Annotated in this window: 21 protein-coding genes; 9 read left to right on the forward strand and 12 right to left on the reverse strand. The window is 68.8% G+C overall.

Annotated elements, in window-relative coordinates:
• The first annotated feature begins 7 nt into the window (after positions 1-7).
• The gene (locus SXIN_RS19685; protein WP_019711548.1) at positions 8-5527 is read left to right on the forward strand and encodes a DEAD/DEAH box helicase; all 5520 of its coding nucleotides are present in this window, start codon (positions 8-10) and stop codon (positions 5525-5527) included.
• 43 nt (positions 5528-5570) lie between these two features.
• Here the strand turns inward: SXIN_RS19685 and SXIN_RS19690 are convergent, their stop codons facing one another.
• Positions 5571-5786, reverse strand: coding sequence for a DUF397 domain-containing protein (locus tag SXIN_RS19690; RefSeq protein ID WP_095757289.1), 216 nt, complete (start codon positions 5784-5786; stop codon positions 5571-5573).
• Positions 5786-6631: a helix-turn-helix domain-containing protein gene (locus tag SXIN_RS19695; protein WP_039824145.1), complete on the reverse strand. Its 846-nt coding sequence runs from the start codon at positions 6629-6631 to the stop codon at positions 5786-5788. Before SXIN_RS19695 ends, SXIN_RS19690 begins: the two co-directional genes overlap by 1 nt.
• A 227-nt stretch (positions 6632-6858) precedes the next feature.
• On the opposite strand from SXIN_RS19695, the gene SXIN_RS33070 reads away from it, so the two are divergent.
• Positions 6859-7338 carry an ATP-binding protein gene (locus tag SXIN_RS33070; RefSeq protein WP_157916311.1) on the forward strand — a complete coding sequence of 160 codons (480 nt, stop codon included), beginning with the start codon at positions 6859-6861 and terminating at the stop codon, positions 7336-7338.
• On the opposite strand, the gene SXIN_RS19705 is transcribed toward SXIN_RS33070, so the two are convergent.
• Together SXIN_RS19705 and SXIN_RS32355 are read right to left on the reverse strand one after the other, a co-directional pair.
• Positions 7313-8035 (reverse strand): HNH endonuclease, encoded by a 723-nt coding sequence (locus SXIN_RS19705; protein ID WP_337589355.1) that lies wholly within the window; start codon positions 8033-8035, stop codon positions 7313-7315. The genes SXIN_RS33070 and SXIN_RS19705 overlap by 26 nt on opposite strands.
• 153 nt (positions 8036-8188) lie before the next feature.
• Entirely contained in the window at positions 8189-8341 is a 153-nt protein-coding gene (locus SXIN_RS32355) for a hypothetical protein (protein ID WP_238154038.1), read from the reverse strand.
• On the opposite strand from SXIN_RS32355, the gene SXIN_RS19710 reads away from it, so the two are divergent.
• Positions 8312-9385: a DNA cytosine methyltransferase gene (locus SXIN_RS19710; protein ID WP_238153996.1), complete on the forward strand. Its 1074-nt coding sequence runs from the start codon at positions 8312-8314 to the stop codon at positions 9383-9385. The two genes, SXIN_RS32355 and SXIN_RS19710, sit on opposite strands and share 30 nt — an antisense overlap.
• On the opposite strand, the gene SXIN_RS19715 is transcribed toward SXIN_RS19710, so the two are convergent.
• The 5 genes from SXIN_RS19715 to SXIN_RS19735 form a co-directional block, all read right to left on the reverse strand.
• Positions 9317-9754, reverse strand: a complete 438-nt coding sequence (locus SXIN_RS19715; RefSeq protein WP_272951833.1) for a very short patch repair endonuclease — start codon at positions 9752-9754, stop codon at positions 9317-9319. The two genes, SXIN_RS19710 and SXIN_RS19715, sit on opposite strands and share 69 nt — an antisense overlap.
• Before the next feature lie 91 nt (positions 9755-9845).
• Positions 9846-12845: a Z1 domain-containing protein gene (locus tag SXIN_RS19720; protein WP_019711544.1), complete on the reverse strand. Its 3000-nt coding sequence runs from the start codon at positions 12843-12845 to the stop codon at positions 9846-9848.
• A gap of 61 nt (positions 12846-12906) precedes the next feature.
• Positions 12907-13941 carry a PD-(D/E)XK motif protein gene (locus SXIN_RS19725; protein WP_019711543.1) on the reverse strand — a complete coding sequence of 345 codons (1035 nt, stop codon included), beginning with the start codon at positions 13939-13941 and terminating at the stop codon, positions 12907-12909.
• The gene (locus SXIN_RS19730) at positions 13931-15463 is read right to left on the reverse strand and encodes an ATP-binding protein (RefSeq protein ID WP_019711542.1); all 1533 of its coding nucleotides are present in this window, start codon (positions 15461-15463) and stop codon (positions 13931-13933) included. The genes SXIN_RS19725 and SXIN_RS19730 overlap by 11 nt, the downstream gene beginning before the upstream one ends.
• Positions 15464-15686: 223 nt before the next feature.
• Complete coding sequence (locus SXIN_RS19735; RefSeq protein WP_050931184.1) at positions 15687-16070, reverse strand: very short patch repair endonuclease; 384 nt, start codon at positions 16068-16070, stop codon at positions 15687-15689.
• A gap of 219 nt (positions 16071-16289) precedes the next feature.
• Between SXIN_RS19735 and SXIN_RS19740 the strand changes: the two genes are divergently transcribed.
• Positions 16290-17054 (forward strand): 5-formyltetrahydrofolate cyclo-ligase, encoded by a 765-nt coding sequence (locus tag SXIN_RS19740; RefSeq protein WP_050931179.1) that lies wholly within the window; start codon positions 16290-16292, stop codon positions 17052-17054.
• 338 nt (positions 17055-17392) lie between these two features.
• On the opposite strand, the gene SXIN_RS19745 is transcribed toward SXIN_RS19740, so the two are convergent.
• Positions 17393-17686: a hypothetical protein gene (locus SXIN_RS19745; protein WP_019711539.1), complete on the reverse strand. Its 294-nt coding sequence runs from the start codon at positions 17684-17686 to the stop codon at positions 17393-17395.
• Between the two features lie 298 nt (positions 17687-17984).
• On the opposite strand from SXIN_RS19745, the gene SXIN_RS19750 reads away from it, so the two are divergent.
• From SXIN_RS19750 to SXIN_RS19760, 3 genes are all read left to right on the forward strand, one after another.
• The gene (locus SXIN_RS19750) at positions 17985-18368 is read left to right on the forward strand and encodes a hypothetical protein (RefSeq protein ID WP_157916312.1); all 384 of its coding nucleotides are present in this window, start codon (positions 17985-17987) and stop codon (positions 18366-18368) included.
• A 291-nt stretch (positions 18369-18659) separates the two neighbouring features.
• On the forward strand, positions 18660-19001 hold the full coding sequence (locus SXIN_RS19755) for a DUF6412 domain-containing protein (RefSeq protein WP_019711537.1): 342 nt from the start codon (positions 18660-18662) through the stop codon (positions 18999-19001).
• Positions 19002-19120: 119 nt separating this feature from the next.
• Positions 19121-19918: a YidC/Oxa1 family membrane protein insertase gene (locus SXIN_RS19760; protein WP_095757291.1), complete on the forward strand. Its 798-nt coding sequence runs from the start codon at positions 19121-19123 to the stop codon at positions 19916-19918.
• A gap of 176 nt (positions 19919-20094) precedes the next feature.
• Here SXIN_RS19760 and SXIN_RS19765 read toward each other — a convergent pair whose 3' ends face one another.
• Positions 20095-20844: an SDR family NAD(P)-dependent oxidoreductase gene (locus SXIN_RS19765; RefSeq protein ID WP_019711535.1), complete on the reverse strand. Its 750-nt coding sequence runs from the start codon at positions 20842-20844 to the stop codon at positions 20095-20097.
• Positions 20845-20936: 92 nt separating this feature from the next.
• On the opposite strand from SXIN_RS19765, the gene SXIN_RS19770 reads away from it, so the two are divergent.
• Both SXIN_RS19770 and SXIN_RS19775 read left to right on the forward strand, forming a co-directional pair.
• A complete protein-coding gene (locus SXIN_RS19770) occupies positions 20937-21545 on the forward strand; it encodes a TetR/AcrR family transcriptional regulator (RefSeq protein ID WP_039824142.1) in 609 nt (202 codons plus the stop codon).
• Between the two features lie 56 nt (positions 21546-21601).
• The gene (locus SXIN_RS19775; RefSeq protein ID WP_019711533.1) at positions 21602-22174 is read left to right on the forward strand and encodes a GNAT family N-acetyltransferase; all 573 of its coding nucleotides are present in this window, start codon (positions 21602-21604) and stop codon (positions 22172-22174) included.
• A 185-nt stretch (positions 22175-22359) separates the two neighbouring features.
• On the opposite strand, the gene SXIN_RS19780 is transcribed toward SXIN_RS19775, so the two are convergent.
• On the reverse strand, positions 22360-23613 hold the full coding sequence (locus tag SXIN_RS19780; protein WP_039824140.1) for a YncE family protein: 1254 nt from the start codon (positions 23611-23613) through the stop codon (positions 22360-22362).
• Positions 23614-23759: the final 146 nt, after the last annotated feature.

A 23759-nucleotide genomic window follows, 5' to 3' on the forward strand; every position in this document is an offset into this window, starting at 1 on the left:
TATCTCCTTGTCCGCACCCGAGGCCGGTCTCGACATCATCGGCTCCTTCGACCACCTCCGTGATGCTTTGTTCCGCTATTACGACACGCCGTTCGGCCTTGCCAACAAGGCGCTGGAGGATGAGCGCCGCCGACTGCTCGACGTTGACGGCGGCGCATGGCGGCGACCGCTGATCGAGATCCGGCCGCAGTACCAGTCGTCCGGCATGGACATTGCGGCGTCCGTGCGGGAGGCCGGGGCACCGGACGAACTGGCCGGGCTCATCTCCGCCGGCATGATGGAGGGAGTCCCCTCCCTCTACAGCCATCAGCACCAGGCACTTGTCTCCGCTGTCAGAGACGGCAAAGACGTAGTGATCACTGCGGGGACCGGCTCGGGCAAGACCGAGTCCTTCATGCTTCCGGTGCTCGCGGAACTCGTACGGGAATCCGCCGGCTGGACCGGGCTCCCGGCCCAGGGCGCGCCGTGGTGGAGCAGCCCGACCGGGGCCTACGTGCCCCAGCGGCGGGGAGAGACCGGCCATCAGCCGGCGGTCCGGGCCATGGTGCTCTACCCCATGAACGCACTGGTCGACGACCAGATGATGCGTCTGCGGAAGACGCTGGACGGCGACGCCGCGCGGCAGTGGGCTGCTCGGCACCGCAACGGGCACCGCTTCTACTTCGGCCGCTACACGGGCGCGACTCCCGTCTCAGGCGAGCCGGACAGCAAGCCGGCGGTCGCGAGACTGCGCGAGCTGCTGCAGGAGACGGGCAAGCGCTCGGAACAGGCGCGCAAAGACGGCCAGGACGACTCGGCACGCTATTTCGTCCCCCGGCTCGACGGAGCCGAGATGCGGTCCCGCTGGGACATGATCGACTCGCCGCCCGACATCCTGATCACCAACTACTCGATGCTCAACGTCATGCTGCTCCGGGCACGGGAAGACCGGATCTTCGAGCAGACGCGCCGCTGGCTCGAAAGCGATCCTTCCGCCAAGTTCACACTCATCGTCGATGAACTCCACATGTACCGCGGCACGGCCGGGACTGAAGTCGCTTACCTGCTGCGGAACCTGCGAACCCGGCTAGGTTTGGACGAGCGCCCGGACCAGTTCCGGGTCCTGGCCGCATCGGCTTCGCTGGACCCGCAGCGGGACCGGGCGTTCCTCCAGGAGTTCTTCGGTGTACCGGAGGACCGTTTCGAGGTCTTGGGCGGCGATCTGGTCCTGCCCCGGTCCGGCACCACGGAACTCTCCGCTCACGCGGACCGCTATGTGTCTCTCGGCGCACAACCGGACCCCGGCGACGCCGCGAAGGCGCTGAAGGAGACCGACGGAGCCGCCGCGATCGTGAACGCCCTGTACGACGGCAAGCAACTCGTCGCACGCCCGGACGAGGACGTTGCCGCCGCACTCTTCGGGCAAGCGGAGCGGGAAAAGCGAAGCCAAGCCCTACGGGGGCTGCTGGCAGCACTGCGCCGGGCGGACGCGTCAGCGGGAGACCTGCCGAAGCTCCGGGGCCATCTGTTCTTCCGGAATATCCCTGGGGTTTGGGCCTGCTCGGATCCGCAGTGCCCTGGAGCAGAACAGAGGGAGGACGGCGACCGGACGGTCGGCCGTCTGTTCACCCGGCCGACGCCGCGGTGCAGCGCCTGCTCCTCACGGGTCCTGGAATTGCTGTACTGCCAGAACTGCGGCGACGTCATGCTGGGCGGATACGCCCCCGTCAAGGCCGTGGCGGGAAAACGCTTCGACGCCGGCCTGCTGCCCGACCTTCCCGACCTGGCGAACCTGCCGGACCGGGCTGCCGCCTCGGCGAGTGCGGGCAACTACGTCGTGTACTGGCCACGGACAAGAGAACCGCTTGAAAAGAGCTGGTCCGGCAATGCCGACGGGGGCAAACAGACCGCTGAGTTCGCCTTTAAGAGAAGCAAGTACACCCCCAAGACCGGACAGCTCAGCAACGTCACCCGAAACCACACGGGCTGGTCCTTCCACGTTGCTGTGAGCAACAAGTCGAAGAGGTTGAGCCCGGAGCAGCTTCCCGGTGCCCCCACGCGCTGTCCGTCCTGCGGCGACGACTGGGAAACCAGAGTGCTCCCCGGGAACAATCACCTGAGCCTCAGCGATCCGAGGCGGATGAGAACCCCGGTCCGCTCGATGCGTACCGGTTTCGAGAAGATCAACCAGGTACTGACGACCGGTGTGCTCTCCACCCTGGAGGAGAAGAAGGCCGTCATCTTCTCCGACAGCAGACAGGATGCCGCCAAACTCGCGGCCGGCCTGGGACTGCGCCACTATCAAGACCTTCTGCGGCTGCTCCTGGCGGGCCACGTCATGGAACAGGGGGACCCGGCCGGCGATGTGCGATTGGTACGCGGGTACTTCACGGGCGAGGACAAGCGAGACCGGGAAGCTGCGGCGGAAGCATGGAAGCGGCTGCAGCGGCGGGACCTGAAGGCAGCGCAGGAACTGAAGGCGATCTGGAAGCCGGACGACTTTGACGAGCCTGCGGCTCCGGGCCGCGAAGAAGAGCTGATCGCCCACTTGGGCAAGCTGCCCAGCCTTTTCACCTTCGCTGCGGAAATGGAGGAGGACCTCCTCGGGATGGGGGTCAATCCCGGTGGGCCGAAGGACAGCCTCAAACAGGTCGAGTACCTCAAGGGCGCCGTTCGGCACTCCTGGACTTCCTTGTACGACTGGTCGAAGGAGCGGGTTGAACCGAAGCTCGGTCTCGAAGAGCGGCAGCAGCGGCTCAGGGACGGCATCAGCGAGTCGCTTCGCACGGAAATGCTGACGGGGCTCTTCGGCAGTGCCGGACGCGACTTCGAATCACTGGGCCTGGGCTGGTTGTGCCTGGTCTCGGATGCGGCTCCGCTCGACCTGGATCCGTCCTCCGATACGTCCCTGGTCCGCGCGTCCCTGAGAGTGCTCGGCCATCTGCGCCGTTTCCGGGGCCTCCGGGACGGTCTGAGCAACCCTCCGAGGCCGCTCCGTCTCTTCTGGGAGGCGGTAGCGGATCAGAGCGGCCAGGGCTTGGAAGACATCCAGAAACGTGTGGAACGGGCGTGGGGGAGCGCTGTCTCCGGATACGTGATCGACCCGGAAAAGGTCGGTATCCGGACAGGGGGCCAGCAGGCCTGGGTCTGCCCCAAGTGCAAGCGCCGTCATCTGCACCGCGGGGTCGGCATCTGCACGAAGGCCAAATGCGGCAAGCCGCTTCCCCTGGAACCCGAGGCATTCGAAGGCACGGAGAAGGACTACTACGCCTGGCAGGCGTCCAACGGAGAGGGCCGCTTCCGGCTCAACTGTGCCGAACTCACGGGGCAGACCGACAAGCTGGACGCACAGGCGCGGCAGGCCCGCTTCCAGCGGATCTTCCTCGACGAGTCGGAGTTCGAGAAGCCCGACGAGGTCGATGTCCTCTCAGTGACCACAACCATGGAAGCGGGCGTGGACATCGGCTCCCTGGCCGTCGTCCTCATGGCCAACATGCCGCCCACACGCTTCAACTACCAGCAGCGCGTCGGCCGGGCCGGCCGACGCGGGTCCCCCGTGGCGCTGGCGCTGACCGTATGCCGCGGCCGCAGCCATGACGAGCACTACTTCCAGGAACCCGAACGCATCACCAACGACGAGACGCCGCCTCCGTATCTCTCCACGGACATGCCCGACATTTACCGCCGGGTGCTCACCGCGGAAGTGCTCAGAAGGGCCTTCGCAGAGGTGGGAGGCGCCGGGGCGGACGGCGTGACACTTGACCCGACCCGCAATGTGCACGGTCAGTTCGGTACTGCTGCCGACTGGGAAGCTGCACGTCCGTCGATCAGCCGGTGGCTGTCCGCGCACGCGGCAGAGATCGCCAGGTTGGCGGACTTCCTCGCCGCGTACACCCGGACGCCGGGCCAGGCGGCGGCAGCCTGCCGCTGGGTAGCGGAGGATCTGATCAGCGAGATCAGCCGGGTCTCCGGCGCGGAGTACGGCCACCCGGACTTGAGCCAGCGGCTCGCCGAGGAGGGGCTGCTGCCCATGTTCGGTTTCCCGACGGGAGTCAGGTACCTCTACACACAGCGGCCGAAGAAGCCCTATCCCTGGCCGCCGGCCGGGGTCGTTGACCGGGATCTGCCCATCGCCGTATCGCAGTTCGCGCCCGGTGCGGAGACAGTCAAGGACGGCGCCGTGTTCACAGCCGCAGGAGTGGTCGGATTCCGGCCCTTCGGCCGTGAGCCGCAGGCCGTCGCCGATCCGCTCGGCTCCCGCATGCGCATAGGGCTCTGCCGCTCCTGCTCACATGTGGAGGAGTCGGCACCGGACACTGAGGCCGCGGAGGGAGAGATCCTCGTCTGCCCGGCCTGCGGGGCGGACGACGGCACCTACAGTCGTATCGAGCTGAGGCAGCCGACTGGCTTCTTCGCGCCGTCCACCAAACCGTTCCGGCGGGACTTCGACGGCAACTTCGCTTGGTCGGCCCGGTCGTTGGCGCCCCGCACCGGGGCTGACCTGGAGAGCGAGAACGGAGCTCCGCGGCGCGACGTGGGCGTGGGAGGAGTGCTCGTTCATTCGGGCAAGGGGCGGCGGTACGTGGTCAACGACAACGGCGGCAAGCTCTTCAACTTCGCGCCGCTGCAGTCAACGAACCTCCTCTGGTCGGGTGCCTGGATGGAGACGGGAGTGGCTGAAGCCGCCCCGTGGTTCAAGCTTGCCCAGGATGAGCCGGCAAGTGTCGCTCTCGGAGCCATGCAGCGCACGGACCTGTTCCTGCTCGGTCCCGAGAAGCCGGTACTGCGCGATGCGGGTCTCCGGCTGAACCTCTCCGCCGGAGTCCAGCGCAGCGGCTTCCGGGAGGACACGACCGGGCGCAAAGCCGCTTGGTACTCGCTCGCAGCACTGCTCCGCAAGGCAGCGGGCACGATGCTCGACATCCAGCCGGGCGAGATCGCGGCGGGTATCCACGGGGCCGCCTCATCGGGCGGCGAGGCGCGGGTCTTCGCGTTCCTGGCGGACACGCTCGACAACGGAGCCGGCTACTGCACGCACTTGGCAGAACCGGAAACCTTCTCGGAACTGCTGGGTGTGACCGACGCACTGCTGGCGAAGTACCGCTCCGGAGCTCATGGCGATGAATGCAGGGGCTCCTGCTACGAGTGCCTCCGGGACTACACGAACATGGCCTACCACGCTCTGCTCGACTGGCGCCTGGCGGCCGACCTGCTCGGCGTCCTCCGGGGGAGGGAGCTGACGTATGACCGGGACGAGGCCGGCCAGTTGCTGGATCACTGGGCTGCCGACACCATCGGTGCGGAGCACATGACAGCCGAGCTGGCCAGCGGCCCGGCTGTGGTCTTTGCCGACAGCATCGCTGTTTGCGTGAAGCACCCGCTTGAGGGCGCGGATGAGGCAGTGGAAGCCCGGCGGCTCACCGAGGTGAGGTCTGAGATCGAGAAAGCAGGCGGGGGCATCGAGTCCGTCGTCTTTGTCGACAACTTCCTGCTGGAGCGCGTGCCGTCCATGGTGACGGCAAAGCTGCAGGGGTTTTCACCGGACTGATACTGCGCCCCGGACCAAGACTGCAGGCCGGATCGCTTCTTCTCTAACTGATGTGACCGGCCTGCAGCCCTTTGGTGAACACAGCCCAGGCACGCCCGCTGAACCAGAGCCCGTACCTCTCAAGGGCTTTGGAATCACGCACTGCGACGCCCTGGGACAGAAGAGCGGTCTCAACGCATTCGGTTGGGCCGGCGCTGCTGTACGACGACTTGGTCCAGGCATCGTCCGGTATGGAGGGCCGCTGTTCTCCTGTGCGCATCACATCTCCCTGCGGGTTTCTTCGATCAAGGCCGATGACGCGGCCATGTCCAATGCTTGTGCGCGCAGGTAGTCGAAGGCAAGCCGGTAGTGGTCCAGCTCCTCGTCCTTCTCCATGAACAGGGAGCCCACATGGGTCTCCACGTACACGACGTCCAGGGACGGTTCCGGTCCGCCCAGGATGACGAAGCTGCCCTTGGCGGCGGAGTGCGCACCCTTGGCGAACGGCAGGACTTGAAGCGTGATGCCGGGCGCTTCGTTGGCTTCGAGCAGCCGTGTGAGCTGTGCGCGCATCGTCTCCCGGGAGCCGACCACGCGGCGCAGGACTGACTCGTCCAGGATGATCCACAGGTGGGGAGGCTCGGCGCGTACGAGGAGCTGCTGCCGCTGCATACGGAGGTCGACCAACTGCTCGATCTCCGTCGCTGTCCGTCGCATCTCAGACGCGTGCTGTACCGCTTCGGCGTAGCTCCGGGTCTGGAGTAGGCCGGGGACGTAGACACAGGTGAAGTGGTCCTCGCGGGTGGCTTCGTCTTCCAGGGTGAACAGCAGGTTGGCGCTCTCAGGGAGGCTGTCCGCGAAGGGACCCCACCAGTTCTGCTTCTTGGCGTCCTTGGCCAGAGCCACGACTGCACTGCGCTCCGCGTCAGTTGCGCCGTAGTGCCGGCAAAGAGCTTCTACAATCAGCCACTTGACCGGCCCCTCCTGGGTCTCGTAGCGGCTGATGGTGGCCTTCGAAACCCCGACGAGCTGACCTGCCTCCTCAAGAGTCATGCCTTTGCGTGCCCGCAGCTTCCGCAACACCGCTCCGAGTTGACGGCGTCGTGTGGTGGCTCGTGTGGCCAACGGAGTCCCCTTGTCTCGGCCTGATGGCCTGCTGGTCGTTGCCAGACACCGCAGGCTATGACTCACAGGAAATCCTTGGCCATTTACTTCACTCTTCCGAGTGGAAGTCGGTGAGAAGTTTCATGACGAGACTTCTCGACTGCCATGCTCCCTGCCGTAATGCCGACGAGGAAGCCGGGTACGCACACCGGCTGCCCTGCGGCGCAGGCCAGAAGGGAGAACAGCCCATGACGGAACCCCGCTTGAGCCGAAGCGGCACCAGGTCGGTCCTGACGTTCGCCGCAGAAGCAGTCCAACTGCGCGATCTCCGAGCTGCGGTGAAAGTGCAGCTGGCCCAATGGCAGGTACCGACGCTGGCAGCCGAGGCTCAGTTGGTGGTGACTGAGCTGGTCACCAACGTGGTTAAGCACGTAGGCGAGGGAAGCACGGTAAGGTTCGTCCTGGCGCTGGACCCGGACCGGCTCCGCATCGAACTACACGACAAGAGCCCGGTACTTCCCGTGTCCCGGAGAGCGGACTGCGACAGCGAGTGCGGGCGCGGGCTGCACTTGGTTGCGGTCATGGCCGCGGACTCGGGCGCGAATCCGACAGCAGAGGGCAAGGTGGTCTGGTGCGAGCTGCAAGCCGCGGGCGCCCGGACGCCGGTGGGTGACGGACCGGCCGCCGCCGGGAGCTGTGGTGCTACCCCTGCTCGTCGGTCAGTCTGACGGGTGTCTGTATACAGGCCCGCAACTCGTCCGGTGTGCGCCATGATTCTCCGGAATGATTTCTATGGCACATGCGGTGGCAGTTGGAGCACAGGAGGGCGAGGTCATCCAGTCGCGTCTCGCGAGGACCGGCCACGTACAGGGGCAGCGTGTGGTGAACCTCGATGTACTCGTGTCCGAGCTCCCCGTAGAAGCGCTCGAAATCGAAGGTGCAGACCTCGCAGCGCAATGGGCTGCCGTGGGCGCGTACGTCCTGGATCTTGCGGCGGCGCAGCTTCGGGCTCCGCTCGCGGGCTATGGCCCAGCGCATGAGAAGGCGGCCTTCCATAGCCGTGGTTGTTCCGTCGTCTGCGACCTCGTCGGGCTGCTCAGGAATCTGCGTGAGCTCTCCCGTAGCGATGCCAGCAGCGATTGCGGACGCCGCCTTCCTCATCCTGGCCGGGTCGGAGATGAAGGCGTCGATCACCGCAAGGTCCAGCTTCCCCCCTTTCGTTCTTTTCCCTGCATAGTCCGAGCGGTTCGTGGCGAGATCGGTGGTCTTGCGGCTCACGCTGCCCACCGAGCGGAAGCTGGGGATCTCCTCGGCGGCTGTCCCGTGCAGAGGCAGTCGACGCAGGAGTTGGGAGAGCTCTTGGACGCGGCGGTCGTTCTCGCGCAACTCCCGCCAGCCGTTGTCGACGACCAGCGTGCAGGCCAAGACCAACTCGTCGTATGTCCAGGCAGGGCTTCTCCGCGGCATGATCGCTATCGTATGTACGTTCGGCGGACCGTTTCCAGTGTCCGTCTTGGGGCGCCTCGGAGTGTTCTCCGGCGGTGTCGCACACTTGGTTGTTCCAGATCGGAAGTTCCGTCACTGTCTGCGAGGTGACGGCTGCAAGGAGTTGTCGTGGTCGGTGGGCGGAAGGGTGTCGTGGACCAGTCGGAGCACCAGTTCCCCTCTGTGGAGGTGTGCGCCGGCGCCGGAGGCCAGGCCGTGGGTCTGCACGGAGCTGGATTCAGGCACCGGGCACTGGTCGAGTTGGATGCCGATGCCTGCGCGACTTTGCGGAAAAATGTTCTGGCCAACCCTGAGTGGGATGGGTGCGAGGTTCTTCAGAGAGACTTGAAGTCATTCGAGCCGGCAGACCTGGGTTGCGTACCGGAAGAGCTCGCCCTGCTCTCCGGCGGAGTTCCGTGTCCTCCCTTCTCGTCGGCCGGTAAGCGGCTGGGGAGAGAGGATGACCGGGATCTATTTCCGGTCATGCTCAAGTGGATTGACCATTTGCGTCCGCGGGCAGTGATGATCGAGAATGTGAAAAACCTGATGGAAAGAAAGTTTGACGACTATCGCGAGGAAATCGCCGAAGATATTCAGTGGTTCGGCTACAAGGTGTATGGTTGGAATATCCTGAAGGCCTCTGATTTCGGGGTCCCTCAATATCGCCCAAGGGCAATCTTTGTGGCCATTAGGAAAGACGTCCGTGCGGAATTTCACTGGCCTGACCCGGCCGGCTACGCAAGCCTCAGCGTCGCGGATGCACTTGTCAGCAGTATGTACAGGAGATTCAGAGACAGCGGTGAACCGGGGTGGAATGACGGGTACGAGCGATGGCTCGGTAAGGCTGAGTCCGGAAAGGCAGCGCCGACCTTGGTCGGGGGGTCCAAGAAGCACGGTGGAGCGGATCTCGGGCCGACCCGGGCCAAGTGGGCATGGCGGCAGCTCGGAGTCGATGGAACCGGCGTCGCTGAGGAGCCGGGGGACCTCAAACACCCTGAGCGTGATCTTTATGGCCCTCTAGGCCCCAAGCTGACAGTAAGCCAAGCAGCCATTTTGCAGGGATTCCCCGAGGGTTGGAAATTCTCTGGTCGGAAAACTGCGGCTTACCGGCAGGTGGGTAATGCGTTTCCGCCGCCAGTGGCACAGGCTGTCGGAGAGAGCATCATGGCCACGCTTCGCGCCTCCGATGCCGCGTCGGCCGGGCAGGAGAAGGCCCGCGCGCTAGTCGAGCCTCGCGTGGCGCCGCGACGTGACCGCCGAGATGATTTTTGCGGCACAGTCGTCAGCTGACTCGTGCTCCCAGAAACGCAGAACAAGCCATCCGTTTTCCGCGAGGCGTTCATCGGTATCGCGGTCCCTGTCGCGGTTCCGGGCTACCTTTGATGACCAGTAACCGGGATTTGTTTTCGGTGGAACATAGTGCTGAGGGCAGCCGTGCCAGTAGCAGCCGTCGACGAAAACTGCGACCTTCGCCGGCCGGAAGACCATGTCTGCTGTCCTGCGGAGTTCGGGCAGCGGTCTGGCGCAGACCCTGTAGCGCAGGCCTTGAGCGTGGACGAGCCGCCGGATGGTCTGCTCCGGCTTGGTGTCACGATTCCGGATCGCCTGCATGTTCCTGCGGTTCGCCGCCGAGGAGGCCCAGGACCCCTCGGGAGGCACCCATGATTCTTCTGGGTCTATTCCTTCCGGTTCTTCCGGTTCGCGTCTTGCTGTGGACACGGCCTCTTGCTCCTGGGACTCGGATCTGGTGCTACTCCGAACCTAGCGTGACGATTGCTTCTTCGGCGTGCTGCGAATCCTTGACGCGGAAGCGGACCAGGCGTCGGCTTGAGTCGATGGCAGCCTTCGGCGGCACGAGGCTGAAGGCCATGATCACTTGGGCGGGGTCGGCGGCCCCGTCGTGGACTGCTTGAGCCAGCCCCTTGCCGCGGGTGCTGTCGATGACGGGGTAGAGCAGAAGGACGCCTTGCCGGGGGCCAAGCGCAGGCAGCGCGGCATGGTTCTGTGAGGCAGCGGCCAGCTCGACCATTCTCTTGGCTGCCTTGTGGTGTTCCAGGCCGGCTATGCGACCGAATGAGTCCTTTCCGCGCTGGCGGCTGCGCTGCACCAGCGAGAGCGGAATGGACCCGAGCACAGTCGCTTCGACCCGCTGGGGTGAGGACAGTTGAGGTGCGAGAACCAGCCAGTCGTCCACTTTGGCCAAGGCGCCGTCGAGCTGGCTCAGGTAGGCCAAGTGGGGCAGGAACGTCTCCGGCTTCGACCATTCCAGTTGGCTCAGGACGGATATGAGCAGGGAGTGGTCCACGACGCCGGTGTAAGCGGAGAAGGTACGACGCAGCTGGCTGGATTCGTCCGGGGGGTTGCTGCAGAGCACCGGTGTGCCACCCAATACGTCAAGCACCGGGCGCCAGCGTTCGGTGTTCCGCCTGATAGCAGCGGCGGTCGTCGGGTAGGAAGCCGGCTCAACCGGTAGTCCGGGGGAGCGGATCTCGACCAGCTCGGCATTGAACATCTTGCTCGGGCTCGTCGGCTTCAGCCACGGCAGGTGCTGGGAGACCAGCGGCGGGACCTGGGCCGGGGTGATCTGGGGCTTGCCGTCGATGAGGACCGCGTACTGCTTGAGTTGCTCGCGGAAGGTCTCCTCGTCGCGGCAGATGGCCTCGAAGGCCTCGTAGAGGTCGACCTCCTTGGCGCCCAGGGTCTCGCCGCGGCCGATGTAGAGGCGGACCAGGTCCCGGTAGCCCTTACGGAAGCCGAACCAGCGGCCCATCTGCATCAAGGTGGAGGCGTTGCCCGCGCTGCGGCGGTAGTAGGTGACGGTGAGGCCCTCGACCGTGTAGCCGCGGGAGAGTTTCTGGCCGCCGACCAGGATCTTCCAGATGCCGCGGCGGTCGAAGTCCGCCTCGCCGCGCTCGATGTCCTGGTCGCCGTTGACCACGATCACCGGGTTCTCGTTGCCGCCGATGCGCATCCACGCGGCGCCGATGTGGGGTGCCAGTTCCTCGAAGTCCGCCGGCACGGCGAAACCGTCCGCACGGGCGGCGGACACCGGGGCCACGTCGGCGTCGTAGAGCTTGTGCAGACGCTCGCGGCCGGAGGGGCCCGCGTAGCCGCCGTCGTACCACAGGCGCAGCAGCTTTGCGGCGAGCTCCCGGTGGTCGCGCTGGAGGCGCGATTCGTGCACGAGCATGGTGTGGTGCCGGAAGTGGCCGGTACCGAGCGGCTCCGGGCCGGCGCATTCCCGGTAGACCTTCATGGCCGCGGTGAGGACGAACATGTCCATGGCCTCGCGCAGGCAGGCGTCGTCCTCCTCGTCCTCCTTCCGGACGTCCCGGACGTGGGCCTTCTCCTGGGAGTTGGCGAAGGTGCGCTCCTCTGGCGGGATCGCGGAGTCCAGGTCGTGGAAGTCCTGGACGCCCATGTATCCGGCCGGGCGGTCCAGCGAGAGGATGAAGTCGCGGGGGAAGACGTCCTCGGTGTCGCTCGGGTCGATGAAGACGTTGGCGAACGGCGTCGCGGTGTAGCCGACGTACTGGGCGCGCGGCATCAGCTGCAGAAGCTCGGAGATCTTCTCGTTGATCGCAGTGCGGTTGGCGTCCGGCTTGCTCGGGCTGGTGGTGTTGACGGAGGCCTCGTCCGACTCGTCGTCGATGATCAGTACCGGGATCTCGCTCAGCAGCGGGCCGATCTTCTTGAGGTCCGTGACCAGCTTGGCCAGCACGGACTTGTTCTTCTTGACGACCATCAGCCGTGCCGCGCTGTGGCGGAGGTTGCGCGGGTCGTACAGCGGCAGCGTCTGCTCGCGCTTCTCGATCTCCAGCGCTCCGATGCCCTGCGCCAGCGGCTTGTAGTCGTTGTCCCGGGTGGTGAGCCGGATGATGTCGAAGGCGCCGCGGGTGGAGGGCAGTCCGCCGTGCCGCAGGAACTTGTCCTGGACCCACGCCTCGTCCGCGGCGTAGTCGGATTCCACTTCGCTCGCGCCGCGCAGGATGTTCTCCCGGCCGACCAGCTCCATGTCCAGGCGGCGCTGGGTCTGGGCGCGGAGGAGGTTGAGCGTGCCGCCCAGGACGATGACCAGCCGGTAGCCCGCGTCGACGGCCTTGGCGATCACGCCGGTGAAGTTGGCGGTCTTGCCCGACTGGACGTAGCCGACGACCAGGCCCCGCGACTGGTACGGCTGCTCGGCCGTCGGGTCGGCCAGCCGCTCGACGACCCGCTCGGCGGCCTCGTCGAGGTTCGCGACGGCGTCGGCGTCCCATCCCTTGCGGGCCAGCAGCTCCGCGTACCTGGGCCAGTACCAGTGGTGCCCCTGCTGTTCCCGCCGGCCGCGCCACGGGGTGAACTCCCGGCTGATGACGACCGGTCCGGTCAGCTTGGACACCGGGATCAGGGTGTCGAGCACCTTGCGGGTCTCCGGCTCCAGACCGAGCCCTGCGTGGATGGCGGCCCGGCGCTCCTCCGTCCGCGGTTCCGTGTCCGTCCAGTCCGCCCGTGAGTCGAAGTCCCAGTCGGCGAGCTGCCTGCGCCACAGCCACAGCAGGGCGTGGTCGGTGTGCGCCGTCGACAGGACGTCCCGGAGGGCGGCCTCGGTGAGGTCCGTGCCCTCGTGGTCCATGTCCTCCGCGTAGAAGCGGAGGGCTCGGGCCAGCGGCTTGGGGCCCTTCTTGCGCATACCGGCCAGGGCCGCGTCATGGAGGTCGTACAGGTCGCCGTGGGCGGAGGAGGCGGCGGAGGTGTCCTCTGTGGTCATCGGTGTGGGTCCTCGGGATGCGGGCGGTGGCGGGGCTCGGTCGGCAGCACGGTCGGCCGTGCTAGGGGATGCGGAAAGCCCGCAATTCGGTGGGCGGTTCGGGTGCGGGAGGCAGATCCGACAGGTCGATGCGGTAGGTGATGTCCTGGATGCGGGGACGGATCGTATCCGGCAATCCCGCGAGCAAGCGTTCGTCGAGGCGCGGCAGCCGGTCGTCGACCGGGAGCACCAGCGGCTCGGTGCGCGGTGACCACCGCTCGTCGTCGGGCTGCTCGGGGGACCAGCCTGCCGCGGCCAGGCGGCGGTCGAACGGGTGCAGGCCGCCCGGTGCTTCGTCGGCGATCCGGGCGCGAACGGCCTCCACGGCCTCGCTCAGCGTCCGGCCGTGGGCGCCGCCGCGGGTGAGCTGTACGGAGACCAGCCACAGGGCGCGGCCGGGGCTCGGGGACAACTGCCTGAGGCCCTGGATCGCGTGCCGGCGGTACTCGGAAGAGGTCGTTTTCACCTCGATGTCGTGGGCGACGAGACCGAAGTCGTGCTCTTCGCCGTCCGGGCCCTTCCACGAGGCGGCGGCCCGCTCCCAGCCGTGCTCGGAGGCCACGGAGTTGAGCACGATCAGCTCGCCGAGCAGGCCGAGACGTTTCTCCGTGGTGAGGGTCCGAGGCCGTGCCAGTAGCGCACCCCAGGCCCGGACGGTCTCGTTGAACGCCTGGTCGGGCGTGCGGTCGTGGACGATCACCCGCTCGGCGACGGCGTTGAGCAGGTCGTGGAAGTCGCGCAGCAGGCGTTGTTCGGTGAGTCGCAGCCGGGCCATGCGCACGCCCTCGTGCGCGATCTCCTCGATCCGTATCAACGGAAGCGGCGAGTGGGGCGTGCGCCGGCGCGGACCCAGTTCAAGATGCAGCGCGATGCCGCCGTCCTCCTCCACGACGTAGTCGACGCGCCGGCCACCGGAGGGCCGCAGCGGGATGGTGACACCCCGGCCGCTGCCGAGAAAGCTCTCGACCCGGCTCCAGGAGGCGTACGGCTGCCCGGCCGCCGCTGTGCCGCCCTCCCCGCCGCCTTGTATGCCGGGGCCCTCTCCGTCAGCTGTCATCGTCGCCCACCCGGTCCAGTTCACTGCGCGCCGCGGAGACCAGGATGGACTGCCAGAGCTGAAGGTTGTCCTTCTCCCGCGGCCCCGCGTACTCGGACTCGAACACCTTGTGCAGCAGGAGGTACATCAGGGACTTGAGCACCGGTGCGTCGTTGAACCCGCCCCGCCGGCCGCCGAGAATGGCGGCCCGGTAGTGCTGGTTGAGGATGATGGTGGGGTCCTCGCGGTCCAGATCGAAGAAGAGGTCGTTGTCCAGCTTCTCCCAGCGGACCGTGATGGGGTCCTCGTGCGACAGCAGCGGCAGCTCCTCCTCAATGGTCTGCCGGACCTCGGGGGCGATGCCTCTTCCGGGTCCGATGACCGGCTTGCGGGTGGTGCCGGAGCGCTTGCGGGCGGTGCGGTAGACGGTGTCCGCGTCGGTGAGGTAGTCGGGGAAGGTCCGGCCCTCCGCGTCGGTCGCCCGCTCCAGCGCCGTGGTGAACTCGGGCGAGGCCTCGACCCCGGACTTCTTCACGGTGAGCCGGAAGACGTCGCCGGTGGCGGCGGGCAGATCGACGGCTATCCGGGCGAGGGAGAGGTGCTGCTCGGGCTGGCGGAAGTTGTTCCAGCCGCCGGCCTGGACCAGCCGGTCGTTCCGGTAGAAGTAGAAGCCCTGCCGGTCGGTCACCGAACCGACGGCCCGGTACTCGTCGACATTGGACTTGGCGGGCCAGATGTGGGCTTCCAGCGGCAGGCCGCCGAGGCTCTGCACGGGGGCGGTGAAACGGCGCGGGTAGTCGGCGCTGCCGGTGACGGGGTAGCCGAACGGGTCGAGCGGCTCCACCCCGAAATCGAGGTAGACCGTGCCGGTGCGGACGTCCTCCACCGCGATCGTGATGTTGAAGTCGGGGCGGGCCAGGAAGCGGTGCAGGTGCAGGCCGAGGTGGAGGCCCAGCTTGTTGATCGTGCGGTGCAGATAGCGGTCGGTCTGGCCGCCCCCGCCGTGCTTCGGGAAGTTCCGTACGCCGTCCCAGCGGACCACGGTGCCCTGCCAGACGATGGGGCGGTGGGCGTAGCGGTCGATCAGGCCCTGGGCGTAGTCGTCGTCCACGATGTCGCACTGGAAGCCGTCCTTGGCGTGCTCCGTCAGCCACCGGTGGCCGACGGACCGGGTGCGCTTGGTGGTGCTGACAACGGTTACGGCATCGGCGTGCGAGAGGGAGGCGGACTTCAGGCCCGTACCGAACATGCCGAGGGCACCGGGCGCATAGTCGCGGCGCCCGCCGACGGTCATCGCGACGTCCAAGGTCTCCTCGTCCATGCCGCGGCCGTCGTCCACGACAAGGAGGGAGACCAACTGCTCGCCGTCGCGGAGAAAGTGGATGACGACGTCCTTGGCACCGGCGTCGATCGAGTTGTCGACGAGGTCGGCCACCGCCGTCTCGAAGCCGTACCCCTGGCTGCTCAGCGCCTCCACGTACCGGGCGTCCGGCGGGAGGTGCTTGCTGCCGGTGATGGGAACGGTGAACTGCCAGTCGGTCATGTGCTCTGCCCTTGGGACGCAGGGTGGGTGGGGCGGCCGGGGATGTGAAGACGGTGTGATGGGAGACGAGACAGGCACCGTAATACATGCCTCTGGCAACGATGTAGGGGATTGCGGGAAAAGCACACCTCAGGGACGGAATCTGCTGGGCCCACGGCGGGAAGGGCGGAGACTTCCGCAGGTCGGACCCGCCGGTGGGGACCGCTGGTGGACGGGCGTCGGCTCAGCGGCTCTCGCGGGCCGCGACGACCGCCGCCGCCACCCGGTCGGCCACGGCCACCGGGTCCTCGTGCTCCCAGAAGCGGAGGACCGTCCAGCCGTCCGTCTTCAGGGACTCGGTGGTCTCGCGGTCGCGCGTGATGTTGCCTTCGAGCTTCTTCCGCCACCACTCGGCGTTGGCCTTGGGGTGTGTGGCGTGCTGCGGGCAGCCGTGCCAGAAGCAGCCGTCGAGGAAGACGGCGACCTTGGGGCCGGGGAAGGCGATGTCGATCGTGCGGCGGGGATGCCCGGGCACCTTCCGGTGCAGGCGGTATCGGTGCCCGGCCGCGTACAGCAGGCGTCGCACGGCCACCTCGGGTGTGGTGTCCCGGCTGGCCTGGCGACTCATGCGGGCCGAGACGGCGGTGGAGGAGGGGATCGCGGGCACGGCACCATTGTGTGCCGGCAGGCCGGACCTCCGCCGGCGCGGGCATCGTCGTGGGTCTCTTCCCTGTCCGGATGCGCGAATGGGAGCGTCGTCCGCTGCTGCCCAGGGAGGCGGGGCCGTGGCACAACAGGGATGGAGCCGTCCGTGCCGGTGAGGGCGTAGTGAGCGGGGGAGGGGCGGGTGCCTGTATCGGGTGAGCAGGACCACGCGAAGCAGCGGGTTCGGCGGCAGGTGTGGGACGACCTCACCTCGGCGGGCGCCGTGCACGATGCCTCCGTGTACGGCCGCATCCCGGACTTCAAGGGGGCCGAGGAGGCCGCCGCCCGGCTGGCCTCGCTGCCGCAGTGGCGTGCCGCCCGCGTCGTCAAAGCCGTACCGGACAGAGCCCAGTTGTCGGTACGGGCAAGGGCGCTCGCCGAGGGGAGAACGGTGTACATGGCCGTGCCGAAGCTGGCCACGCCCCGGCCCTTCTATCTGCTCGACCCGGCGCGGCTGTCCGTCCCGCCGGTTGAGGCGGCGGCCAGTCGTACGGCCGCGGCCGTGGCGCCCACGGTCGAGGTGGACGAGATGCGGCCGGTCGATCTCGTAGTTCTCGGCAGCGTCGCGGTGAACCGGGAGGGTGTGCGGATCGGGAAGGGCGCGGGCTACTCCGATCTGGAGTTCGCCCTGCTGACCGAGGCCGGGCTCATCACCGGTGAGACGGTCGTCGTGACCACGGTGCATTCCCTCCAGGTCGTGGACGGGCCGATTCCTGCCGGTGAGCACGACGCCGGTGTGGATCTCATCGTCACGCCCGATGACGTCATCTCCTGTTCCGCACCGCACCGGCCCGCTGGTCTGCTGTGGGACCGGCTTCCGCCGGAGAAGATCGCGGCCATCCCGGCACTGGCCGCGAGGCGGGCGACCCTGGGCGGTGCGCGGGAGATGCCGGGGCTGCCGGATTGAGCGACGTCCGGCCGTGAGTGGTGTGGGTGCGGTGTGCTCGCCCCTCGTCCCTCGCCCCTCGTCCCTCGTCCCTCGCCCTTCGCCCCTCGGCTCACGGCGAGGCCCGCGGCGGGGCCCTGGTGGCGGTGGGCGCCGCCGCGGGCCGGTTTCGGGAGAGGTGTCGTCAGGGCCGGGTCGACCTGACCGTCTGTGGACGTGGGGCGGTCCCGGTCCCGTGGGCGATGCGGTGGTTGGTCCGGCTGATCGCGGGGTTCCCTTCATGCGGCCCCCCGCGCTGCGTGACGGGTCCGCGATCAGCCGGACGGTGCTGCGGCGGTTGGCCGGGCCGGCCGCAGGGTTCAGCGGTTGGTCCAGAGGACCCACTGGAGGGTGCCGCTGGCGCACTGGAACTGGTCCCAGTGGCCGCGCTGGACGCCCTCGTTGCCCGCGAGCACGCAGTTGCCGTACTGCCAGTACTTGCCGCGCAGCACCCAGCCGGGCACCTGGGCCGTGTCCGCCTCCTGGGCGGCGCCGGCCCGCGACTCCGACGCCGGGGCCGCCGTGGCCTGGACGGCGCCGAGGGTCAGGGCCGCGACCGCGGTCGTGGTGGCGGCGATGCCGGCCAGGGCGGTTCGTGTGCTGGTGAGGTTCATGTCCCGACTCCTGCTGTTTGTTGACGCTTGTGCTGTTTGGTCTTGCGTCAGGGATACGCGGGAGCTGGGTAATCCATACGACGGGCAGGGGTGTGATCTGAGTCACAGCGCGGGGTCGAGTGGTGGTGTTGCCCGTTGCCGAGCGGGTCACGCAGTTCGGCGGCGATGTCCTCTCTCGCACCGCCAGTACGCTGGCATTCCTTTCCGATGGTCAACGGACGGCCGCCGGTTGCCGATCCGGGCCGTGCGGGACCGGCTCACCAGGCCGGTCCCCGGCCCCGGCACAGAAGGGCACCCCATGCTCGCGTCCGTACCCATGGGATGGCTGTGGCTGCTGGCCGCGGCGTCCACCGTCCTGTCCAGTTGCCTCCTGGGCAGCTGGATCCCCCTGCGGCAGTTCCGCATCGCCTACCCGGTGACCATGGTCGTCGGCGGCGCGGGCCTGATCGTCGTCTGCCGGGCGCAGGGCATCGATCTGACCGGGGCACTCGTCATGTACTCGTGCGCCCATATCGGCCTGACGCTCGGCCTGCTCCCCCAACGGAAGCTGTTCAAAGAGGTGTACGAGCGGTGGCGCCGGGGTGAGGCCACGGACCATCTCAAGGCCCCGCGCGGGCATCTCGCCTTCCTCGCGGTCAGTGTGGTCGGCGTCTTGCTCGCCGGGTTCGCGCTGACCCGCTGATCGGCTGGTCCGCTGGCCCGCTGACGGGGCGCGGCCCTCACGCCCCGTACCGCCGTGGTTCCGGGTGGCCGAGGCGACAGTGGCGGTGTCGCGGCGGCGATGGTGCGCGGTGATGCCGGCCTTGCCGTGGCGGTGCCTCCGTCCGGTCCGGGGTGGCGCCCGTCTGTTGGCACTCGTCATCCACCCGCTTCCGCGCGGTGGTTGCGGGTTAGCATCACAGTGCCGGGGCTGTCACCCCGGCGATCGGCGGTCGGCGATCGCCGACCGGGCAGCGAGAGGGGGAGCGGCGGTATGGGGCTCAGGGCTGCCACGCGCACGCACCTCAGCGTGCTGCTCGTCCTCCTCTCCGGGCTCTCCGGGCTGCTGCTCGCGCCCGGCGGCCTCGCCGAAGGCGCCCTCGCCGGTGCCGTCTCCTTCGCCGCGACCGCCACCGCCACCGCGGCGGCCGGTGCGGCCCTGCTCGTCTGCGCCGTCCTCGCCGCCCGCAGCGCCCGTCCCGTACCGCCCACCCGGGTACGGACCGCGCTCCGCGACCGCGAGCGCCGTACCGCCTTCCTGCCCCAGCGCGATCCCGACGCCTCCGGCCGCCCGCGGCCCAGGGCACCCGGCCGTCCCCTCCCGACGGCCGGCTAGGCAGCCGCCGCCACACCCGCCACGCCCCCAACAGGGCCATGCGGGGCGGTGGTCCGCCTGCACGGCTCGTCACGCCGACACCCATTCCTCGGCACGACGAGACCCGGGAGGGCTCATCCATGTCCGTCTTCGCAGCACTCGTCTCGCAGCTCGCGAGCCTGCTCGAACCCCTCTTCGCTTCATCGGCCACAGCCGCCGCGATCGTCCTCTTCACCCTCGGTGTACGGCTCGCCCTGCACCCGCTGACCCGCGCCGCCGTCCGCGGCGAGAAGGCGCGGGCCCGGCTCGCGCCGCGCGTCGCCGAACTGCGCCGGAAGCACGGCCGCGACCCGGAGCGGCTGCAGCGGGCGACGGCCGACCTCTACGCCCGCGAGGGCACCTCACCGCTGGCCGGCTGCCTGCCGATGCTGCTCCAGCTCCCCGTCTTCTTCGTGATGTACCGGCTCTTCTCCGCCTCCGAGATCGGCGGGCGCGCCAACGAACTGCTGGGCGACCGGCTGTTCGCCGCACCGCTCGGCGGCCACTGGGCCGACGCCCTCCGCGACGGCGGCCCCCTCGGCCCGCAAGGCATCGTCTACGCCGGGCTGTTCGCGCTGATCGCGGCCGTGGCCACCTGGACGTATCTCCGCGCCCGCCGGGCCATGGCGGCGGGCGCGCCGGACGCCGCCGCGGCGGAGGCCGGAGCCGGTGCCGGGATGCCGGGCATGCCTGCGATGGCCGGGATGGCGAAGGTGCTGCCGCTGCTCTCGTTCGGCACGCTCATCACGGCGGCCGTCGTGCCCCTGGCGGCCGGGCTCTACCTCGTCACGACGACCACCTGGGCGGCCGCCGAACGGGCCTGGCTGCTCCGCGACCGGGGGCGCGACGTCCCGCCGGCGGGGGCCGGCCGGAGCGGCTCCCGGCGTTCGGCGGCCTGAGCCGCCGGGGCCATGCGGGCCGACGGGCCGGCGCCCCGTTCGCCGGCCCGGGGGCGCCGTCATCGCGGACGGTCGCACGCCCGGCCGCCCGGTGGCCGGGGCCGCCGGGCTCGCCCGCCTGGGCGAGTCCGGCCGGCCGGGCGCCGCCCTCCTCGCCGGGCGGGCGGCCACGGGCCTCAGATCTGGTTCAGGCCGCCGTCGACGTACAGGCTCGCACCCGTGATGAAGCTGCTCTGCTCGGAGGCGAGGAAGGCCACGGCGGCGGCGATCTCGTCCGGGCGCCCGAGCCGGCCCAGCGGTACCTGCGCGGCCAGTTGCTGTTTCACGACGGCGGCCTGCTCCGGGTCGGGGGCGAGCCCGGACAGGCCGGGGGTGTCGGTCGGGCCGGGCGTGACGGTGTTGACCCGGATGCCGCGTCCCTTGAGCTCGTTGGACCAGGTCCGGGCGAACGAGCGGACGGCGGCCTTGGTCGCCGCGTACACCCCGAACGCCTCCTGGCCGGAGTCCACCGTGGTGGAGCCGTTCAGGACTATCGAGGCGCCGTCGTTGAGCAGGGGCAGCGCCTTCTGGACGGTGAACAGCGTGCCTCGGACGTTGACGCCGAAGAGGGTGTCGAAGTGCTCCTCGGTGATCTGCCCGAGCGGCACGAACGCGGCGGTGGCGGCGTTCGCGAACAGGATGTCCAGGCCCCGCCCGTGGCCGCGGATCGTGTCGTAGAGGCGGTCCAGGTCGGCCGGGTCGGAGATGTCACCGGTCACCGCGGTGGCGGCTGAACCGATCGTTTCGACGGCCGCGTCGAGTTCGGTCTTGCGCCGGCCGGTGATGAACACGTGCGCGCCCTCGGCCGCCAGCCGTTCGGCACTGGCCAGGCCGATACCGGTGCCGCCGCCGGTGACGAGAGCGGTCTTGCCGTCAAGTAGTCCCACGGGAAGCCTCCTTCGAGTTCCGCATCGATCGATGCGGAATTCGAACCGTAGCACTTCTGCATCGATCGTTGCGGAAAAGGTAGAGTGCGGGGATGGGGAGCAGACGGAGCCGCCCGATCGGCCGGCCGCGAGGATTCGACGCAGACGAGGCTCTCGAGCGCGCCATGCTGGTCTTCTGGGAGCACGGCTACGAGGGGGCCAGCCTGGCCAACCTCACCGACGCCATGGGCATCTCCACCACCAGCATGTACGCGGCCTTCGGTAACAAGGAGGAGCTGTTCCGCAAGGCCCTGGAGCGCTACACCGAAGGCCCGAGCGCCTACTTCGCCCGGGCTTTGGACGAGCCGACCGCCCTCGGCGTCGCCACCGCGATCCTGGCCGGCGCCGTCCGGACCACCACCCGCCCGGCCCGTCCGCACGGGTGTCTGGGCGTCCAGGGCGCCCTCGCCGCCGGCGACTCCGGGCGCGGAGTCCGTGAGCTCCTCGCCGCCTGGCGCAACGACGGCTGCACCCGCATCCGGGAGCGGTTCCAGCGGGCCGTCGACGACGGCGACCTGCCTCCCGGGAGCGACCCGGGGCTGCTGGCCCGCTACGTCACCACCTTGACCTTCGGCATCGCCGTGCAGGCCGCGAGCGGCGTCGGCCGCGAGGAACTCCAGGAGATGGCCGACGCCGCCCTGCGCGACTGGCCGATCGCCTGAGAACCGCACGGCGTTCCGCTTCGCGGGACGCGCCCCGAGAGCCGAGGAGGTGGGCGGTGATCTTCCTGGAGACCGAGCGGCTCGTGCTGCGGCGGTTCGTGGCGGGCGACGAGGAACATCTCGTCGCCCTGGACGCCGATCCCGAGGTCATGCGCTTCCTCACCGGCGGCGCCCCCACGCCCCCGCACGTCATCCGGGAGGAGACCCTGCCGCGCCTGCTCCGCCTCGACGCGGAGTACGGCGGCCGGCTCGGCTACTGGGCCGCCGAGGAGAAGGCGGCGGGGCGGCGCTTCGCCGGCTGGTTCGAGCTGCGGCCCACGGACGGCGGCGGGCGCGAGTGCGAGCTCGGTTACCGGCTGCGGAGGGACGCCTGGGGACGGGGATACGCCACCGAGGGCGCCCGCGCTCTGGTCCGCAAGGCGTTCACCGAGCTCGGCGTCGAGCGCCTCTTCGCGGAGACCATGGCCGTCAACCGGGGCTCGCGGCGCGTGATGGAGAAGGCCGGGCTCGTGTACGTCCGCACCTTCCACCAGGAGTGGCCGGAGTACATCGAGGGCGCCGAGCACGGGGAGGTCCGGTACGAGCTGAGCCGCGCGGAGTGGGAGGCCCGGCAGGGGGCGCCGGGGTAGCCCGCCCGTTCCGTCCCCATCAACCTTTCGGCTCGGGTCGTCCTTGGAGCGGGGGGCGCCGTGACGGCGCAGCGTGCCGGTGCCGCGCGGTGAGGACGCCACCGCGCGGCATCCGGGCTCAGCGAGTCCGTCCGTGCGGGCGGGTCAACGGCCGCCCGGCACAGAGCAGTTGTGCGTACGCCGCGTCAGCCGTCCGACGGGTCCAGGGCCTCCAGCGCCTCCGCCGTCAGCTTGCCCGGGCGCTCCCGCTGCGGGAAGTGGCCGGTGGGGATGCGGGCCACCTCCTTGGCGGTGGCGTAGTCGACGACCGACACCTCGTTCTTGTTGGAGAGCGAGACGAAGCAGTGCTTGCCGTCCGGGCTGGTGGCCGTCCAGTACGGCAGGGCGTCGGTGTCGTAGTGGACGTAGCCGTCGGTCTCCAGGCCGGGGCGGGAGACGATCGCCACGTAGTCGTCGATGGTGCCGGCCATGCAGAGCTTGCTCTCGGCGGCGTTCATGGCCATGCCGTGGTGGGCGGAGTTCTGCGGGTAGTCGTCGGCGCGCATCTTCGCGGCCTTGTCGCTGAAGGGCATCTCGACGGTGCGCTTGATCTCGCCCCGGTCGAGGTCGTACTCGACGAAGCCGTTGAGGTACGAGAGCTGGGCGTACATCGTCTTGTTGTCGGCGGTGAAGACGGCCGGGCGGATGCCGTACTCGAAGTCGTAGGTCCGCAGCGGCTCGAAGGTGCCGGCGTCCACGGCCACGACCTGGCGCTTGCCCTTGAGGCCGTTGAGGCCCTTGGGCATCGAGGTGATGCCGATGCTGGAGTTGTAGAGGATCGAGCCGTCCGGCGAGTAGTCGTTGGCGTGCGGGTAGGTGCCGGTGGCGAACTCGGCGTGCAGCTTGCCGGTGGCGGTGTTGATGACCTCCGCCTTGTCGGCCGTGGTGGCCGAGACGATGAACTTGCTGCCGTCCTCGGACAGGGCGGCGTGGTCGGCCTTGAAGCCCTCGGTCTCGTACCGCCAGAGCATCGTGCCGCTGGCGATGTCGAAGGCGACGGCGTCGCTGAGGACGCCCCGCGAGACGTAGAGCGTGCGGCCGTCGGGAGACATGGCCATGTCATCGACGAGCTTGCGGTAGCCCTGGATGCTGTTGACCATCTCGTAGCCGATCCGCTCGATCGGGTCCATCTCGCGGATGCGCCGGTCGAGGTCGGGAACGGTGTTGAACGACCCCAGGTTCTCGAACGTCCCGGGGTCGATGAAGCTGACGGTTCCGCCCTGGCCGTTGCCGACGAGCATGACGTCGCGCGGGGCGGCGGAGCGCGCCGACTCCCCCGCGGAATCGGCCTGTTCGGCCGCGCCCGCGGCCGTGGCGCCGCCGGTCAGGGCGAGGACGGTCATGACGGCGGCGCTCAGGGACAGCAAGCGGCGGGGGCGCCGGGGCGTGGCTGGGGGCATGGTCGTCCTCCGAAGGTCGGCCGTGGGGTGCGGGGGGTGCGGGTCTGCGGGGCGGGGTGCGGGGTGGTGATCGCCGTGAGGGTTACCAGGGGTAAGCCCGTGTGTTACGCGACGGTAATGAACGGACCGCCTTACGGCAAGAGCCC

Origin of the sequence: Streptomyces xinghaiensis S187, assembly GCF_000220705.2 — a bacterium.
GTDB classification, from domain to species: domain Bacteria; phylum Actinomycetota; class Actinomycetes; order Streptomycetales; family Streptomycetaceae; genus Streptomyces; species Streptomyces xinghaiensis.

Coding starts and splice junctions, on each gene's coding strand:
- SXIN_RS19690 (WP_095757289.1), bottom strand. CDS start 5,786: ATGCGCACAGGAGAACAGCGGCCCTCCATACCGGACGATGCCTGGACC.
- SXIN_RS33070 (WP_157916311.1), top strand. CDS start 6,859: ATGACGGAACCCCGCTTGAGCCGAAGCGGCACCAGGTCGGTCCTGACG.
- SXIN_RS19720 (WP_019711544.1), bottom strand. CDS start 12,845: ATGACCACAGAGGACACCTCCGCCGCCTCCTCCGCCCACGGCGACCTG.
- SXIN_RS19725 (WP_019711543.1), bottom strand. CDS start 13,941: ATGACAGCTGACGGAGAGGGCCCCGGCATACAAGGCGGCGGGGAGGGC.
- SXIN_RS19730 (WP_019711542.1), bottom strand. CDS start 15,463: ATGACCGACTGGCAGTTCACCGTTCCCATCACCGGCAGCAAGCACCTC.
- SXIN_RS19735 (WP_050931184.1), bottom strand. CDS start 16,070: ATGAGTCGCCAGGCCAGCCGGGACACCACACCCGAGGTGGCCGTGCGA.
- SXIN_RS19745 (WP_019711539.1), bottom strand. CDS start 17,686: ATGAACCTCACCAGCACACGAACCGCCCTGGCCGGCATCGCCGCCACC.
- SXIN_RS19750 (WP_157916312.1), top strand. CDS start 17,985: ATGCTCGCGTCCGTACCCATGGGATGGCTGTGGCTGCTGGCCGCGGCG.
- SXIN_RS19755 (WP_019711537.1), top strand. CDS start 18,660: ATGGGGCTCAGGGCTGCCACGCGCACGCACCTCAGCGTGCTGCTCGTC.
- SXIN_RS19760 (WP_095757291.1), top strand. CDS start 19,121: ATGTCCGTCTTCGCAGCACTCGTCTCGCAGCTCGCGAGCCTGCTCGAA.
- SXIN_RS19770 (WP_039824142.1), top strand. CDS start 20,937: ATGGGGAGCAGACGGAGCCGCCCGATCGGCCGGCCGCGAGGATTCGAC.
- SXIN_RS19780 (WP_039824140.1), bottom strand. CDS start 23,613: ATGCCCCCAGCCACGCCCCGGCGCCCCCGCCGCTTGCTGTCCCTGAGC.